Raw genomic sequence first — 15,865 nt, 5'->3', positions numbered from 1 at the left:
CGCGTCCGCCCGGTTCAGCGGGCGGGAGCAGGGGTCGTCAGTGCGAGGGCAGCTGCTGCGTCGTGGACGCAGTACCGGTGCTGATGCGCACGAGACCGTCTTTCCTGCGGGGAGCCCCCGTGTCCGCGAGCCGATCGGCCGGCCGGTGAGGTGGCCGCCCCGACGTCGCGGCTCGCGACGAGGTACGCGTCGACGGTACGCGCGGTGCGGGGGCGGCCGCAAGGGAGGGTGTCTCTTCGCTACTGCACCAGCGCCAGCAGCGCGCGGATGTCGGCGGCGAGCAGGTCCGGCTCCTCGTGCGGGGCGAAGTGGCCGCCGCGGGGCATGCGGGTGTACCGGACGACGTCGTAGCTGCGCTCGGCCCAGCTGCGCGGCGGGTGCGTGAGGTCGAAGGGGAAGACGGCGAGCGCGGTCGGCACCTCGACCCGGCCGACCCGCGCCGTCCGCCCGGTCGCGTACTCCCAGTAGGGCCGGAGCGACGTGGCGATCGAGTCGGTGAACCAGTAGAGCGAGGCGAGGGTGAGCAGGTAGTCGTCGTCGAAGCGGGTCGCGAGGTCGCCGCTGGTGTCGCTCCAGGCGCGGTGCTTCTCCAGGATCCAGGCGAGCAGGCCGACCGGCGAGTCGGACAGCGCGGGCGCGAGGGTGAGCGGCCGGGTCTGCTGCTGGTGCTCGTAGGCGCCCTCGTCCGCGAACCAGGTGCGCTGCTCCTCGAGGTGCTCGCGCTCCTCGGCGGTGAGGGAGTCGTCCTCGACGTGCCGCGGCGAGGCGACGGCGAGCAGATGGATCCCCGCCACCGCCTCCGGGTGGCTCTCGGCCAGCCGCGAGGTGATGCCCGCACCCAGGTCGCCGCCGTGCGCTGCGTAGCGGGCGAACCCGAGCTCCTCGGTCATCAGCCGGTGCCAGAGCTCGTGCGTCTGCTCGTCCAGCCCCGGCCGCTGCGGCGAGAACGGGAAGCCCGGAAGCGCGGGCACGACGACGGTGGCCGCCTCCGCCGGGTCGCCGCCGAACCGCGACGGCGAGGCGAGCCGCTCGGCGAGCGCCACCAGCTCGAGAGCGGTGCTGGGCCAGCCGTTCGTCAGGACGATCGGCAGGCGACCGGACTTCTCCGCCTCGAAGCGGAGGTAGGCCACGGGCGTCCCGTCGAGGTCGGCCTGCGCCCAGGGCAGCGCGCGCATCCGCCGCTCCTGCGCCGACCAGTCGAACTCCTCCGCCCAGCGCCGGGCCAGCCGCCGCAGCTCGGCCTGATCGGTCCCCGCCGACCAGCCCTCGACCGGCCACTCCGGCGACCAGCGGGTCCGGCGGACGCGCTCGCGGAGCTCGGCCCACTCCTCGGCGGAGACAGCGGGAACCGGAGAGTCGGAGCGAGACCAGGTCATCGCTCGACCGTAGCGGCGGGGGCCGACATCAGAACAGGTCGGAGCTCTCCTGCTCCCGCGCCGTCGACGACTCGACGTCGGCGACCTCGTGGCGCAGCGACGCGGTGACGTCGCGGGCGCCGGCGACGGACTCGACCCGCACCGTCACGCGCTCGACGGGGACGACGGTCCGGGTGAGGGCGATCCGCTCCTCGTGCAGGACCACGACGATCGGCTCCTGCGGGGCCGCCGCGATCGCGTCGGGCAGCGGCGGGCCGTCGGCGATCGGCTCGCGGATGACGCGCAGCTCCTCGCGGCGGACGTCGACCGTGATCGTGCGCTGCTCGGTCACGACGACCCGCCTGACCCGGACGCGCTCGGTCGCGTGCCTGCGCGTGCCGACGAGGAGGCGCTCCTCGTGCAGGACCACCTCGGCGGTCGGCGCCGGCTCGGACGCGGTCGGCTCGGTCGGTGTCGGCTCGGTCGGTGTCGCGCTCATGCGGTCCCCTCGATCTGCTGCGGACGCGGCCGGCCCTGCTCGGAGCGAGCGGAGCCGGCCGCGGGTGGTGCGGGTGGTGCGGTCGTGCGCCTAGCGGGGGCGGCGCGCGGTGGTCGCCGGAGCGGCCTGCTTCGCCTGGTCGGCGGCGCGCTTCGCCTGCTCGGTGACGGAGGGGGCGTTCTGCGCCTCCTGCTGGATCTTCGGCGCCTCCTCCTCGGCCTTCGTGAGGATCGCCTCCCAGCGCTGCTGCATCGGCTTGATCAGGCCGCCGCCGGCGCCGACGATGATGACGCCCGCGATGATCGCGAGGACGGCGATGAGGATCGGCGTGGTGACCGTCGTCGCGACCTCGATCTGGTTGAGAGCCGCGGTGACCCCGAGGAAGAGGATGAACACCGCGACGATGTTCCCGAGGGCCTTGCCGTAGGAGAGACCGCCCAGGGTGTTCTGGATCAGGCCCTTGGCACCCGCGGCGATCGCGGCGGCGAGGACGACGATGATGATCGCCACGATGATCTTCGGCAGGAAGCCGATGATGCCCTGCAGCAGGTCGCTGACCGGGTTGGGGCCGAAGACCCCGAAGGCGAACTGCAGCACGAAGAGCACGAGCGTGTAGTAGATGATCTTCGACACGATGTCGGAGGCGTCCAGCGTCGAGTTCGCGAGCGCCTTCTTGATGCCGCCGCGCTCGACGGCGCGGTCGAAGCCGACCTTGGTGAGCAGGCGCGAGAGGCCCTTCTCGATGAGCTTGGCGACGATCAGGCCGACGATGAGGATGAGCAGGAACAGCAGCGCGAGCGGGACGAACGCGATGACCGCGGCCAGTCCGTTCTGCAGAGCGGCGGGGAGATCCATGGGGGAGCCTTTCGGGCACGGTCCGGAGCAGGACGGATGAGGGTGGTGCAGGGGGTCGTGCGGGATGGTGCTGGTGCGGCGGCCGGTGGGCGGAGCTGCCCAGCGGCCGCCGCGGGGATCGCTAGGAGCGCGCGTCGCGGTCGGCGACGGTCTCCTCGGCGGAGGTGCGGGTGCCGGTGGCCTCGGGCTCGACGAGCTCGATCTCCTCGTGCGAGACGTCGGCGTCGACAGTGCGCTGCTCGGTGACGGTCTCGGTGCCGAGCGACACGCGCTCGACGGGGACCGTCTCCTTCGCGGTGACGACGCGCTCCTCGGTGAGGATCACCTCGTGCTCCTCCTCGCTGAGGTCGGGACCGGCGAGCGCGTCGCCGGCGTTCGCGTCGGTGATCGGCTCGCGGGTGAGGGTGACCTCGTCGTGGCTGACCGGGACCGTCTTCGAGACCTGCTCGGTGACGATGTGCTTGCGCAGGCGGGCGCGGCCGGCCTCGACCCGCTCGGTGCCGACGCGCAGGCGCTCCTCGGAGCGGGTCATCGCGTCGTCGGTCGTCGGGCCCGAGGTGTCGTGGCCCTCGGTGCCGCGGTCGCGGTCGGCGGCGCTGTCGGCAGTGCGGTCGACGCCGCTGTCCGTGCCGGCGCCGCGGTCGGCGTCCTGGTCGTAGAGGGGCGCCTCGGTCGGCGCCGCGTCGGTGCCGCCGAGCCCGTAGTACGAGTAGAGGGCCTGCTCCTCGTCGGCGGAGAGCTGTCCGTCGTCCTCGATGCGCGGGGCGTCCTTGACGAAGGCCTTCTCGTAGCCGACGCGGAGGACGCCGCCCTCGTAGCTCGCGTCCGCGAGGGGCGCGAACGACTCCGAGGAGCCGAACAGGCCGGTGCGGACGGTGACCCAGGTCGGGGTCTGCGTGCTGTCCTCGACGTAGACCTGGCCGACGGTGCCGATCTTGGCGTCGTCGCTGCCGTGCACGTCGGCGCCGATCAGGCTGTCGATGCTGCTGCTGTCGATCATGGTGCTCTCTCTTCTCTCCCGGGACGGTGCCGCGGGGTCGCTGGTGCGGGGCGGAGGCGAAACGGGGCGCGGCCACCGGCGCAGCGGGTTCTGCGGGGTGGTGCGCGCTCCTCGGGGAGGCGGACCGGCGCGGGGATCGCAGGGAGCACGGTCCGGCAGCGGCACACTTACAGCGTAAGCCTGGTCAGAGCTTACGGTGTAAGCGTTGTTACGGTGGAGGTGCTTGCCTTCGCGGCGCCGCACCTGGTATCCGGGCGGGCGGGCACTGCAGGAAGGCGCGGTGCATGACCGACAGCGAGAAGCCGAAGCGGAGCGGCTCCCCCGCCCGCAAGCTCAGTCGGGACCTCATCGTGGAGACCGCGCTCGCGATGATCGACCGCACCGGCCCCGAGGCGCTCTCCATGCGCACCCTCGCGCAGGAGCTGGGCGTCGAGGCGATGTCGCTCTACCGCTACGTGCACGGCAAGGAGGACCTCCTCGAGGGCGTCATCGCGCTGCTGATGCGCGAGCTCACCGTGCGGCTGGACGAGGCCGAGAGCCGGCACTGGCAGGAGTTCCTGCAGACGGCCGCCCACGAGGTCCGGCGCATCGCGACCGACCACCCGAGGGCCTTCCCGCTGGTCGCGACCCGGCACCCAGCGGCGCCCTGGCTCCGCCCGCCGCTGCGCAGCATCGAGGCCGTGAACACCTTCCTCCGCTCGCTCACCGGCAGCGGGCTCACCGACGCGCAGGCCGTCGGCGCCTACCGCTCGTTCAGCAGCTTCCTGCTCGGCCAGCTGCTGCTGCAGGCCGTGGTGCAGGGCGCCGAGACCTCGCCGACCGACCTCCCGCTCGACGAGGGCGACGCGACGATCCCGCAGGGCGACGGGAACGTCTCCCTCGACGTCGCGCCCGAGGTCCGGCGGCTGCGCGGCCTGCTCAGCGAGGACCACAGCGACGAGGAGTTCGAGATCTCGCTCGAGGTGCTCCTCGACCGGCTCGACCGGGAGCTCTCGCAGTAGCCCTCTCCGGCTCCGCGGGGCACGGCGACCCCCAAAGACCCGTTTGACGGTTCGCGGGGCCGGGCGTGACGATGGCCGCATGTCCACTCTCGAGGAGCTGCGCGCCACCGCCCACCCGATCCGGCTCCGGCTGCTGTCCCTGGTGACCGGCGCCGCGGCGAGCGCCGCCGAGGCCGCGCGCGAGCTGGGCCTCTCGCAGGCGACCGCGAGCTACCACTTCCGGGTCCTCGAGCGGGCCGGGCTGGTGCGGGTGGTCGAGACGGTGCGGCTGCGCGGCGGTGAGGCGAAGCGCTACCGGCACGAGTCCTCCGGGCGGCCGTTCGACGTGACCGCGACCGTCGAGGCCGGGCCGGCGGAGGACCGGCAGCTGTACCTGGAGGCGCTGATCGAGGAGCTGCGGCGCCGATCCGCGGCCCGCGCCGACGGACCGCAGCTCTCGACGGACGCCGAGCTCTGGGTCGACCCGGAGACCTGGCGGCGGGTCGTCCGCCACGTCGGCGAGGCGTCGGCGCTGCTGCACGCGGCGGCCCGGCCGCCCCGGAGCCCGGGCACGGTGCCGGTGTCGATGACGACCGCGCTGTTCCCGCTGCGGCGGCCGTGAGCAGGCCGCGCGTGAGCGCGCCCGGGAGCCCGCCTGCGAGCCCCCCGCCCGCGGCCCGGCCGCGCGGCCCTCTCGCGCACCGCCCGTTCCGCCGACTGCTCGCCGCCCGGACGACCGCCGTGCTCGGCAACGCCGTCGCGCCGATCGCCCTGGCCTTCGCCGTCCTCGACCTGACCGGCTCGGCGACCGACCTCGGCCTGGTCGTCGCCGCGCGCTCGCTCGCCAACGTCGCCGTGCTGCTGCTCGGCGGCGTCCTCGCCGACCGGCTGCCGCGCTCCGTGATCCTGGTCGGCACCTCCCTCGCCGCCGCCGGCACGCAGGCGGTCGTCGCCGCCCTGGTCATCACCGGGACCGCGAGCATCTCCGCCCTCGTCGTGCTCGGCGTGCTGAACGGCGCCGTCGCGGCGATGAGCCTGCCCGCCGCGTCGGCCCTGGTCCCGGAGACCGTCCCCGCGGCCGAGCTGCGGCCGGCGAACGCGCTGCTCCGCCTGGGCCTGAACGCCGGGACGATCGCGGGCGCGTCGGGCGGAGCCGGCGTCGTGGCCCTGGTCGGCCCGGGCTGGGGCCTCGCGATCGACGCGGCCGGCTTCGCGCTCGCCGCGCTCCTCTACTCCGGACTGCGCCTGCCCGCGGCGACCCGGGCCGGCGCCCCGGGCTCCGTGCTCGGCGACCTCCGCGAGGGCTGGCGGGAGTTCTCCGGCCGGCGCTGGGTCTGGATCGTCGTGGCCCAGTTCACGGTGCTGAACGCCGCGTTCGTCGGCGCCACCACCGTCCTCGGGCCGGTGATCGCCGATGAAACCTTCGGCCGAGCGGCCTGGGGCCTGGTCGTCGCCGCGCAGACCGTCGGCCTCGCGATCGGCGCCGTCATCGCGCTGCGCTGGCGGCCGCGGCGGGCGCTGGCGATCGGCGTCGCGCTGATGGCGGTCACGGCCGTCCCGGTCGCGGCCCTCGGACTCGTCCCCGCGCTCCCCGCCCTGATCGTCGCCTTCGCGCTCGGCGGCGTCGCGCTCGAGGTGTTCGCCATCGCCTGGGACCAGTCGCTGCAGACCCACGTGCCGCGCGAGGCACTCGCCCGCGTCTACTCGTACGACATGGTCGGCTCGTTCCTCGCCGTGCCGCTCGGCGAGGCGCTCGTCGGGCCGCTCGCCGACCTCGTCGGCACGCGGGCCGTCCTGCTCGGCTGCGCGGCGGTCATCGTGCTCGCGTCGCTGCTCGCCTCCGCCAGCAGGAGCGTCCGGCGCGTCGACGGAGAGGCGCACGCCACAATGGCGGGCATGGACTCCGAGACCCGCACGCCCGACGCACCCGCCGACGCGACCGGCCGCTACGCGCACGGCCACCACGAGAGCGTGCTGCGCTCGCACCGCTGGCGCACCGTCGAGAACTCCGCGGGATACCTGCTGCCGCACCTCGCGCCCGGCGTCTCGATCCTCGACGTGGGCTGCGGCCCCGGGACGATCACCGTCGACCTCGCCGAGCGGGTCGCTCCCGGCCGGGTGCTCGGGGTGGACGCCTCCGCCGAGGTGATCGCGCAGGCCGCGTCCCTCGACTCCTCCGCGGAGTTCGCGGTCGCGGACGCCTACGCGCTGCCGTTCGCCGACGACTCCTTCGACGTCGTGCACGCGCACCAGGTCCTGCAGCACCTCACCCGCCCGGTCGACGCGCTGCGCGAGTGGGGTCGGGTCGGCCGCCTCGTCGCCGCCCGCGACGTCGACTACGCCGGCGTGCTGATCCACCCCTTCACGGAGGGCCTGCAGGCCTGGGCCGCGCTCTACCAGCGGGTGCACCGCGCCTCCGCGGGCGAGCCCGACGCGGGCCGGCGGCTGAAGGCGTGGGCACGGGAGGCCGGCTTCGAGAGCGTCGAGGTCACCGCGTCGCTCTGGGTCTTCGAGAACGCCGAGGACCGCGCCTGGTGGGGCGGGATGTGGGCGGACCGCGCGGTCTCCTCCTCCTTCGCCACCACCGCCCTCGAGCGCGGCTTCGCCACCCAGGCCGAGCTCGAGGCGATCAGCGACGCCTGGCGCGCCTGGGCCGCCGACGAGGACGGCTGGCTCTCGATGCCCCACGGCGAGCTCCTCGCGCGCTGAGCGTCGCCGCGGCAGAGGTGCCTTCAGCGTCTGGACTCGTCCGACGTCTTCCGCGGCGCTACGAGCTGGCTCATCCGCTGCGGGGTGATCTGGAGCACTCGTGCCGCCTCCGCTTGCGTCAGCCGGTGATCGGCGAGCAGGGACCGGGCGGCCTCCCGGCGGAGGCGTGCGCTGCGGGCCATCGACGCCCGCCCTTCGCGCTCCGCCGACTCGGCCTCGGAGAGCAGCACGGACACCTCGGCCGGCAGTTCGATCACGACGTCGACCCCGCCGTCCCAGCTCTCGAGATCCAGCCAGAGCGCGGCGACGTCGCGCACGTCCTCGTCGAGATCCTTGAGTGAGCGCGACTGTCCCATCGCGACGATCTCCGCTCCGGTCGGACCGGCGCTCGTCAGCGCGGGGATCGTGAACACCCACCAGCGGCCCTCCCGGTGTGCGTGGGCAGCGATCGTCTCCTCGGTCATGCCGACCGACCTCCTCGTTCTCGTGTCATCGCCAGCTCGGCGGCGTCGCGGGGAAGACGGCGACGATCTGCCGGACCACTCCCGCCGACACCTCGCCGTGCGCTGGAATGCTGATCCGGCCCTTCCCGTCCGGGTCTCCCCACCATTCGTGGGACCCCTTCGCATCGCGGAGCCGTTCCCAGCCCTGCGAGCGGAGGAACTTCGCCACGTCGCGATACTTCTGCGGCTTGGTCATGGAATCTACCCCCGCTTGTCAACGGCATCAAGTGGCGCTGAATTCGATGGCACGACTTCGCACCTCGGATCGGCGCTCTCGGGAGAGAATCCTGACGACGGGAGAAAGGTACCGGCTCATCTGGCGCAGAACGTCGCGCTGCTGGATGAACGGGGAGGCAGAGGGATGACGTTCGCGCTGCTCGTGTGCTGAACCGTTCCGCTGCCGGCGGACACGGCTACGGAGCGGAGCGGTGATCCGGTTCAGTGGGGGCATGCGCAGAGTCCTGATCCTCGGTGGCAGCGGGTGGCTGGGGCGCCGTCTCGCGGAGCGGGCGGTCGCGGCGGGGGACGAGGTCACCTGCGTGGCCCGTGGTGAGGCGGGGGCGGTTCCGGACGGAGCGCGGCATCTGCGCGTCGACCGGCGCGATCCGGGCGCCTACGACGGCCTGCGCGGCGAGTGGGACGAGGTCGTCGAGCTCGCGCACGCACCCGAGCTCGTCGGGCCGGCCCTCGACCGCCTCGCGCCGGCCGCCGCGCACTGGACACTCGTCTCCTCCGTGTCGGTCTACGCCGACGTGCAGCAGCCCGACGCCGACGAGTCCGCCGCCCTGGTCGAGCCGGCGGACTCGGAGCAGTACGCGGACGCGAAGGTCCTGGCCGAGCGCGCCGCCGCCGACGCCCTCGGCGGCCGGCTGCTGATCGCGCGCCCCGGCCTGATCGCCGGGCCCGGCGACCCGAGCGACCGGCTCGGCTACTGGCCTGCGCGCTTCGCCCGGGGAGGGACGGTCCTGGCGCCCGAGACCGACGGCCGTTTCGCGCAGGCGATCGACGTCGACGACCTCGCCGACTGGCTGCACGAAGCGGGCTCGGCGGGAGTGACCGGAGCCGTCGACGCCCTCGGCCCGGCCGCGCCCCTGTCCGACCTCCTCGCGACCGCCGCCGAGCTCGCCGCCTTCCGCGGCGACGTCGTGCCCGCCGACGACGAGACCCTGCTCGCGCACGGCGTCGGCTACTGGGCCGGCCCGCGGTCGCTCCCGCTGTGGCTGCCCGCCGAGGCGGTCGGCTTCAGCCGGCGCAGCACCGCCTCGTACCTCCGCGCCGGCGGCCGCCACCGTCCGCCCGTGGAGACGCTGCGCCGCGTCCTCGACGACGAGCGCGCCCGCGGACTGGACCGGCCCCGCCGGTCCGGCCTGGAGCTTCGGGACGAGCGGGCCGTCCTCGACGCACTGCGCTGACCGGCGCCCTCGGCGAGCCCGTCCACTCGCCGCCGCCGCACAACATCAGCTGAGACGGGTGGGCCTCGCCCCACAGAGGAGGCCTCCCCTTCTCAGCTGATGTTGTGTGCGACTCTCGCCGCCATCGCGGCGGTGCGACCGCCCACCGCCCGCTTCCAGCGGTCTCCGTGTGCAAGCGCGACCGGCGATCGTCCGGCCGAAGCATCGTGCACACCATCAGCTGAGAGACCCGCTCATCGCCGAGCAGCGATGAGAGCCGCTCTCAGCTGATGTTCTGCGCGAGTCCGCCCCGCTCCGCCCCCTCGTTCGCCGACACCCGTCGGTGAAGAGCCGCGGATCGGCGCCGATCGGGCGCCGCGAGCGCCTTCTGTTACGGCGAGCGTCGGCCGCCGTCGCGCCCGCCCGCCGCACCCCGCCATCATCATCAGCACACCGACGCGGACGCCGCCACCGAGCACCCCGCGCCCCCTCTCCCACCCCGCACCGGGCGCTCTCCGGCGCGCCCGCGCACCCTCCCGGAAGGACCGACGCCATGATCCGCCTCGAGCAGCTCACCAAGGTCTACGGGCAGGGCGCCGACGCCGTGACCGTGCTCGACCGCCTCGACTTCTCGGTCGGCACCGGCGAGATCTACGCCGTCGTCGGGCCGAGCGGCGCCGGCAAGAGCACCCTCGCCGCCTGCGTCAACCTGCTCGAGCGGCCCACCTCCGGCACCGTCGTCGTCAACGGCGACGCTCTCTCCCAGCTGTCCGAGGCGGAGCTGCGGGTCGCCCGCCGCCGCATCGGCACCGTCTTCCAGTCCGACGGCCTCTTCAGCCGCCGGACCGCGGAGCAGAACGTCGCCCTCCCGCTCGAATACCTGGGCGTCACCGCGACCGAGACGAAGCGCCGCGTCGCCGAGCTGCTGGAGCGCGTCGGCCTCGGCGACCGCGCCCGGTACTACCCGCACCAGCTCTCCGGCGGCCAGCGCCAGCGCGTCGGCATCGCCCGCGCCCTGGCCCTGCGCCCCTCCGTCCTGCTCTCCGACGAGGCGACCTCGGGCCTCGACCCCGCCTCGACCACCGCGATCACGACGCTCCTCAAGGAGCTGCGCGACGACCTCGGCCTGTCGATCCTCTTCATCACCCACGAGATGGAGACGGTCCGCCAGGTCGCCGACTCCGTCGCGCGCCTCGATCACGGCCGCATCGTGGAGTCGGGGCGCCTCGTCGACCTGCTGCGCGACGCGTCCTCGCCGCTCGGACTCGCGCTCAACCCGGTGCGCCCGTCGGTGCTGCCGGGCGCGGGGCTCGACGAGTGGGTCGTCGGCTACGCCCGCGACGGAGTGCCGGCCGACTGGGTGACGCGGCTGTCCGACGCGGTCGGTCCGGTCGCGCTGCTCGGCGCGGCCATCGAGACGGTCGACGGACGCGCCGTCGGCCACGCGACGATCGGCCTCGGGCCGGTCGAGGAGCGCCGGCTCGCGCACGCCGCCGACGCTCTCGGGCTGTCGGTGCGGCGGGGCGCGGTCCGGTCGGACGCCCTCGTCGAGGAGGCGGCGGTATGAGCGCGCTCATCTCCTCGGCGGCCCTCGGTGCGCTGCACCTCGACACTGTGCACGCCCTCGGCGCCCTGCGCCTCGACAACAAGGTCCCGCTCGCCGACATCCCCGCGCTCGTCCTCCCCGCGCTCGGCGAGACGCTGATCATGGTCGGCATCGTGATGCTGATCGTCGTGCTCGTCGGCGTCCCGCTCGGCGCCGCCGTGCACAACCTCGCTCCGGGCGGCCTGTTCGAGAACCGCGCCGCGCACCAGAGCCTCAGCTGGATCATCAGCATCGGCCGGTCGCTGCCGTTCCTCATCCTGATGGCCTCGATCATGCCGTTCACCCGGCTGATAACCGGCACCAACATCGGCATCGCGGCCGCCGTCGTGCCGATGTCGATCGCCGGCATCGCCTTCTTCACCCGCATCGTCGAGAACGCGCTGCGCAGCGTGCCGCTCGCGCTGACCCGGGTCGCCCGCGCCTCCGGAGCGTCGCGGCTGCAGGTGATCCGCTCGGCGCAGCTCAGCGAGGCGGTGCCGCAGATCCTCGGCGGCCTCACCATCAACACCATCGCGATGATCGAGTACTCCGCCATCGCCGGCACGATCGGCGCGGGCGGCATCGGCTACGTCGCCGTCACCTACGGCTACCAGCGCTTCGACACCACCGTGATGCTCGCGACCATCGTCATCCTCGTCGCGACCGTCGCCGTCGTGCAGCTCACCGGCGACGCCCTGGTCCGCGCGACCACGCCGAGCGCCTCCCGGTCCCGGCGCACCCCGCGCGTCGCCGTCACGGTCTAGCCGCAGCTCCCCTGATCCCGCCCCGGGCCCTCCGCCCGGGCGTCCCTCCCGCGCGCCGCCGCCCGGCCGCGACCGCTCGAAAGGCACTGCCATGTCCACTGAGAACCACGGCCCTGAGAACCCCCGCTCCGAGAATTCCGGCACCGAGAAGTCCGGCCCTGCGAAGTCCGGCCCTGCGAAGTCCGGCGTCGAGGACCTCGGCTTCGAGCTGAAGAAGAAGCGCCGCTGGCCCTGGATCGCCGGTGCCGCCGTCGTCGTGGTCGGCGTCGGCGCGGTCGTCGCCGTGCCGCTGCTGTCGCCCGCCGTCTCGGCGAACGAGCAGGAGGGCGCGACCCTCTACGTCGCGACGGCCGAGGGCAACGCCTCGGAGCAGGCGCTGGTGGACTTCGTGGCGGAGGAGGTGGCGCCGCGCTACGGCATCACGGTCGCCTTCAAGGGCCTCTCGGACAGCAACACGATCAACCGCGCGGTGAGCGAGGGCGAGGTCGCCGCGACGGTCTACCAGCACGAGCTCTGGCTCGGCCAGGTGCTCGAGGCCAACCCCGACTTCGAGGAGGAGGCGGCGACGCCCGTCTTCCGCTGGGGCTTCGGGCTCTGGAGCGACAAGTACGGCGACGTCTCCGAGATCCCCGACGGCGGCACGGTCTCGCTCTACTCCGACCCGGCGAACGAGGCGCAGGGCCTCTGGCTGCTGCAGTCGGCCGGCCTGATCACGCTGAAGGAGGGCACGGAGCCCGGCACCGCGACCCAGGACGACATCGCCTCGAACCCGAAGAACCTGCAGTTCACGCTGCTCGACTTCGCCGCCCAGTCCCGCGCCCTGCCCGACCTCGATGCCGCCGTCGGCTACACCGAGTACTACCTCGCCGCCGACATCCCGATCGAGAAGCAGATCTTCGCGCCCCAGGCCCCCGACGACTTCGCCGGCCAGCTCACCATCGGCTCGAAGTACAAGGACACCGCCAACATCGAGAAGCTCGTCGCCGCCTTCCAGGACCCGGCCGTGCAGGAGTTCCTGGCCACCGACGAGACGGTGAAGGGCATCCTGCTGCCGATCGAGGGCTGACCGGGCGGATCCGCGCGGGGGTGCGGCCGCGGTCCTCCGCACGACATCAGCTGAGAGCCGGACTCATCGCTGATGGGAGATGAGACCGTCGCCCAGCTGATGTTCTGCGCGAGCCCCGCGCCGCCGCCCCTGCCGCCTCCGCACCTCCGGCACGCGGAACCACCCGCGGCACGCCGGAACCTGCAGATCCCGCGAGCCGGAGCAGGAATCGCGAGCCGAAGGTCGACCCACCGGCCACACCCGAACCTCCGGCACGCGAAACCACCTCCGGCACGCTCGAAACCGCAGATCCCGCGAGCCCGAGTCGAAACCACGAGCCGAAGGTCGCCCGACGGCCACCCCGGCACGTCCGGCACGCGAATCCACCTCCGGCACGCTCGAAACTGCAGATCCCGCGAGCCCGAGTCGAAACCACGAGCCGAAGGTCGCCCGACGGCCACCCCGGCACGTCCGGCACGCGAAGCCACCTTCGGCACGCCAGAACAGGCTGATCCTGCGAGCCCGAGCCGGTTCCACGAGCCGGAGCCGACTCCCCGGGCAACCGACCACCCGATACCGCCGCCGCGGGAACACGGAGGCCGCCGCCCGCGTTGGCTCTCTCATGACCGTTCCCCTCTCGATCCTCGACCTCGCCCCCATCGCCCCCGGAGAGACCGCGCGCGACAGCTTCGCCGCCTCCGTCGCTCTGGCGCAGCAGGCCGAGCGGAGCGGGTACCGGCGGGTCTGGTACGCCGAGCACCACAACATGGCCTCGATCGCGTCGAGCGCCACCTCCGTGCTGATCGCCCACGTCGCCTCGCAGACCTCGACCATCCGCCTCGGCTCCGGCGGCGTCATGCTGCCCAACCACTCCCCGCTGACCATCGCGGAGCAGTTCGGCACCCTCGAGACGCTGCACCCGGGCCGCATCGACCTCGGCCTCGGCCGTGCCCCCGGCAGCGATCAGGCCACCTTCCGCGCCCTGCGCCGCGAGCACGACTCGTCCGAGCGCTTCCCGCAGGACGTCCTCGAGCTGCAGGGCTTCCTCGCCGGCGAGTCCCGCATCCCCGGCGTCAGCGCGACACCCGGCGCCGGCACCCGCGTCCCCCTCTACATCCTCGGCTCGTCGCTCTTCGGCGCCCAGCTGGCCGCCGCCCTCGGCCTGCCGTACGCCTTCGCCTCGCACTTCGCGCCGGATGCGCTGCACCAGGCCGTCGCCGAGTACCGCCGCGGCTTCCGCCCCTCGGAGCAGCTGGACGCCCCCTACGTGATCGCCGGAGTGAACGCCATCGCCGCCGACAGCGAGGAGGACGCCCAGGAGCAGTTCGCGCAGATGAAGCGCGCGCGCCTGATGATGCTCCTGCGCCAGAGCGGCCAGATCCCGGTCGACCAGCAGTTCTCCGAGGAGGAGCTCGACCACCTGCTGACCGCCCCGGTCGGCGCGCACGTCGCGAGCATGACCCACTACACCGGCGTCGGCACCGGCGAGCAGGTCGCGGACTACGTGGCCGAGTTCGCGCGCTCGGCGGAGGCCGACGAGGTCATCGTCGCCCACGCCTCGCTCGCGACGCCCGCCCGCCTGCGCTCGGTCGCACTGCTGGCGGAGCACTCGCTCGTCGCCGCGTAGCCCGCGGAGGTCCTGCCGACCCGCGTCCGATCTGCAGGCGATCCTGCCGACTACGCGCTGACGTCCACCCAGCAGCCGCTCCCGGTACAAGATCACCTGCACAACGGACCGCCACCCACCCCGAGCAGCCCCTAGGTCCGATCTGCAGGCGAACGCGCCCACAACGCGCTGACGTCCGCCCGGCAGCCGCTCCCGGTACAAGATCACCTGCACAACGGACCACAGCGCGCACGGCGGGCGGGACCCGGTCCGATCTGCAGGTGATCGCGCGCAGAACCCGCGGAGGGCCCACTCGGCACGCGCTCCCCGTGCCGGATCGCCTGCACAACGGACGGGACCCCTGCATAACGGACCGGTGACCGTCGAATCGGCGCCACGCGGAATGACCGTGCCCCGCCGGAGGTTGCACGGGTGGGCTCCGACACGCCCGATGGAGGCTCCCCGTGCAGATCGTGGACTGGCTGTTCGACGCGCAGATCGTCATCGGCGACCAGACGGTGCTCTGGCGCGAGGTCATCGGCAACGTCTTCGGCCTGCTGAGCGCCCTCGGCGGCATGCGGCGCAAGGTCTGGGCGTGGCCCGTCGGCCTCGTCGGCAACGCGCTGCTCTTCACCGTCTTCATGGGCGCGCTGTTCGACACCCCGAACCCCGTGAACCTGCTCGGCCAGGCCGGCCGCCAGATCATGTTCATCATCGTCAGCATCTACGGCTGGTACCGCTGGACGCACCGCCCCAGCGACGCGACAACGCTGATCTCGCCGCGCTGGGCCTCCTGGCGCACCCGCGGACTGCTGGTGCTCGGCATGGTCGGCGGCACCGCGATCCTCACCCCCGTGTTCCGCGCGCTCGGCTCCTACGAGCCGGTCTGGAGCGACGCCTGGATCTTCGTCGGCTCGCTGCTCGCCACCTACGGCATGGCCAAGGGCTGGGTCGAGTTCTGGCTGATCTGGGTCGCCGTCGACATCGTCGGCGTCCCGCTGCTCTTCTCGGCCGGCTACTACGCCTCCGGCCTGATGTACGTCTTCTACGGCGCCTTCACCCTGCTCGGCTTCTTCGTCTGGATGAAGGAGGGGCGCCGCCCGTCGGCCGCCCCGGTCACCGTCGGCTGACCCGCCGCCGCTCCGCGCCGACCCGTCACCAATGGTCGCCCGACTCGCGCCAACACCGCCGTTCCTGACGGATCGATGGCGCCCGGCGTCGCGAATCCAAGACGGAGGGGGTTGGATCGACGGATGAGGACGACGATGACTCCCCCGACCGCCTTCGTCCTCGCCGCGCTCTGGGCGGCTCTCGCCGCCTGGGGCACCGCGATCGGCAGCACCCCCTTCCTGATCGGCGGCCTCGTCATGGCCGTCGCCTTCGCCGCGCTCGGCGTCGTCCTGCGCCGCCGGGCCCGCCGCTGACCGCGGAAGCACATGCTGGTCGAGTAGCCGCGGAACGCGGAAGCACATGCTGGTCGAGTAGCCGCGGAACGCGGCGTATCGAGCGGAGGGGGCGCCTTCGGCGCCAGTGCAGGGCGGGGAAAGGATCTTGTGGCTGGCTCGTTGTGGTT

The 15,865-nt window shown here is 73.4% G+C and carries 16 protein-coding genes; 10 read left to right on the top strand and 6 right to left on the bottom strand.

Features of this window, described 5'->3' with window-relative positions; all coding sequences use genetic code 11:
• Positions 1–239: 239 nt before the first annotated feature.
• The 4 genes from MT351_RS18440 to MT351_RS18425 form a co-directional block, all read right to left on the bottom strand.
• Positions 240–1,376: an epoxide hydrolase family protein gene (locus tag MT351_RS18440; protein ID WP_243582908.1), complete on the bottom strand. Its 1,137-nt coding sequence runs from the start codon at positions 1,374–1,376 to the stop codon at positions 240–242.
• A 28-nt stretch (positions 1,377–1,404) separates the two neighbouring features.
• On the bottom strand, positions 1,405–1,854 hold the full coding sequence (locus MT351_RS18435) for a YsnF/AvaK domain-containing protein (RefSeq protein ID WP_243582907.1): 450 nt from the start codon (positions 1,852–1,854) through the stop codon (positions 1,405–1,407).
• A gap of 90 nt (positions 1,855–1,944) precedes the next feature.
• Complete coding sequence (locus tag MT351_RS18430) at positions 1,945–2,709, bottom strand: hypothetical protein (protein ID WP_123447332.1); 765 nt, start codon at positions 2,707–2,709, stop codon at positions 1,945–1,947.
• A 121-nt stretch (positions 2,710–2,830) separates the two neighbouring features.
• The gene (locus MT351_RS18425) at positions 2,831–3,709 is read right to left on the bottom strand and encodes a DUF2382 domain-containing protein (RefSeq protein WP_123736098.1); all 879 of its coding nucleotides are present in this window, start codon (positions 3,707–3,709) and stop codon (positions 2,831–2,833) included.
• Between the two features lie 284 nt (positions 3,710–3,993).
• Between MT351_RS18425 and MT351_RS18420 the strand changes: the two genes are divergently transcribed.
• From MT351_RS18420 to MT351_RS20445, 3 genes are all read left to right on the top strand, one after another.
• On the top strand, positions 3,994–4,710 hold the full coding sequence (locus tag MT351_RS18420) for a TetR/AcrR family transcriptional regulator C-terminal domain-containing protein (protein WP_123706181.1): 717 nt from the start codon (positions 3,994–3,996) through the stop codon (positions 4,708–4,710).
• A 79-nt stretch (positions 4,711–4,789) separates the two neighbouring features.
• Positions 4,790–5,311 (top strand): helix-turn-helix domain-containing protein, encoded by a 522-nt coding sequence (locus tag MT351_RS18415; RefSeq protein ID WP_132437267.1) that lies wholly within the window; start codon positions 4,790–4,792, stop codon positions 5,309–5,311.
• Positions 5,308–7,398, top strand: coding sequence for an MFS transporter (locus MT351_RS20445; RefSeq protein WP_374204790.1), 2,091 nt, complete (start codon positions 5,308–5,310; stop codon positions 7,396–7,398). The genes MT351_RS18415 and MT351_RS20445 overlap by 4 nt, the downstream gene beginning before the upstream one ends.
• Positions 7,399–7,421: 23 nt before the next feature.
• Here the strand turns inward: MT351_RS20445 and MT351_RS18400 are convergent, their stop codons facing one another.
• The gene (locus MT351_RS18400) at positions 7,422–7,862 is read right to left on the bottom strand and encodes a hypothetical protein (protein WP_132437269.1); all 441 of its coding nucleotides are present in this window, start codon (positions 7,860–7,862) and stop codon (positions 7,422–7,424) included.
• Positions 7,863–7,887: 25 nt separating this feature from the next.
• Positions 7,888–8,097, bottom strand: a complete 210-nt coding sequence (locus tag MT351_RS18395) for a type II toxin-antitoxin system HicA family toxin (protein ID WP_123736102.1) — start codon at positions 8,095–8,097, stop codon at positions 7,888–7,890.
• A gap of 253 nt (positions 8,098–8,350) precedes the next feature.
• Between MT351_RS18395 and MT351_RS18390 the strand changes: the two genes are divergently transcribed.
• The 7 genes from MT351_RS18390 (at position 8,351) to MT351_RS18360 (ending at position 15,716) form a co-directional block, all read left to right on the top strand.
• Positions 8,351–9,313: an NAD-dependent epimerase/dehydratase family protein gene (locus tag MT351_RS18390; RefSeq protein ID WP_243582906.1), complete on the top strand. Its 963-nt coding sequence runs from the start codon at positions 8,351–8,353 to the stop codon at positions 9,311–9,313.
• A gap of 532 nt (positions 9,314–9,845) precedes the next feature.
• Complete coding sequence (locus MT351_RS18385) at positions 9,846–10,859, top strand: methionine ABC transporter ATP-binding protein (RefSeq protein WP_243582905.1); 1,014 nt, start codon at positions 9,846–9,848, stop codon at positions 10,857–10,859.
• Positions 10,856–11,641 carry a methionine ABC transporter permease gene (locus tag MT351_RS18380; protein ID WP_243582904.1) on the top strand — a complete coding sequence of 262 codons (786 nt, stop codon included), beginning with the start codon at positions 10,856–10,858 and terminating at the stop codon, positions 11,639–11,641. Before MT351_RS18385 ends, MT351_RS18380 begins: the two co-directional genes overlap by 4 nt.
• A 91-nt stretch (positions 11,642–11,732) precedes the next feature.
• Complete coding sequence (locus tag MT351_RS18375) at positions 11,733–12,707, top strand: MetQ/NlpA family ABC transporter substrate-binding protein (protein WP_243582903.1); 975 nt, start codon at positions 11,733–11,735, stop codon at positions 12,705–12,707.
• Between the two features lie 601 nt (positions 12,708–13,308).
• A complete protein-coding gene (locus MT351_RS18370; RefSeq protein ID WP_123736107.1) occupies positions 13,309–14,313 on the top strand; it encodes an LLM class flavin-dependent oxidoreductase in 1,005 nt (334 codons plus the stop codon).
• A 443-nt stretch (positions 14,314–14,756) separates the two neighbouring features.
• Entirely contained in the window at positions 14,757–15,422 is a 666-nt protein-coding gene (gene pnuC, locus MT351_RS18365; protein WP_127887959.1) for a nicotinamide riboside transporter PnuC, read from the top strand.
• 135 nt (positions 15,423–15,557) lie between these two features.
• Positions 15,558–15,716, top strand: coding sequence for a hypothetical protein (locus MT351_RS18360; protein ID WP_185020152.1), 159 nt, complete (start codon positions 15,558–15,560; stop codon positions 15,714–15,716).
• Positions 15,717–15,865: the final 149 nt, after the last annotated feature.

Origin of the sequence: Rathayibacter sp. VKM Ac-2926, assembly GCF_022815565.1 — a bacterium.
GTDB classification, from domain to species: domain Bacteria; phylum Actinomycetota; class Actinomycetes; order Actinomycetales; family Microbacteriaceae; genus Rathayibacter; species Rathayibacter festucae.
This window is presented reverse-complemented; position numbering and strand designations above follow the sequence as displayed.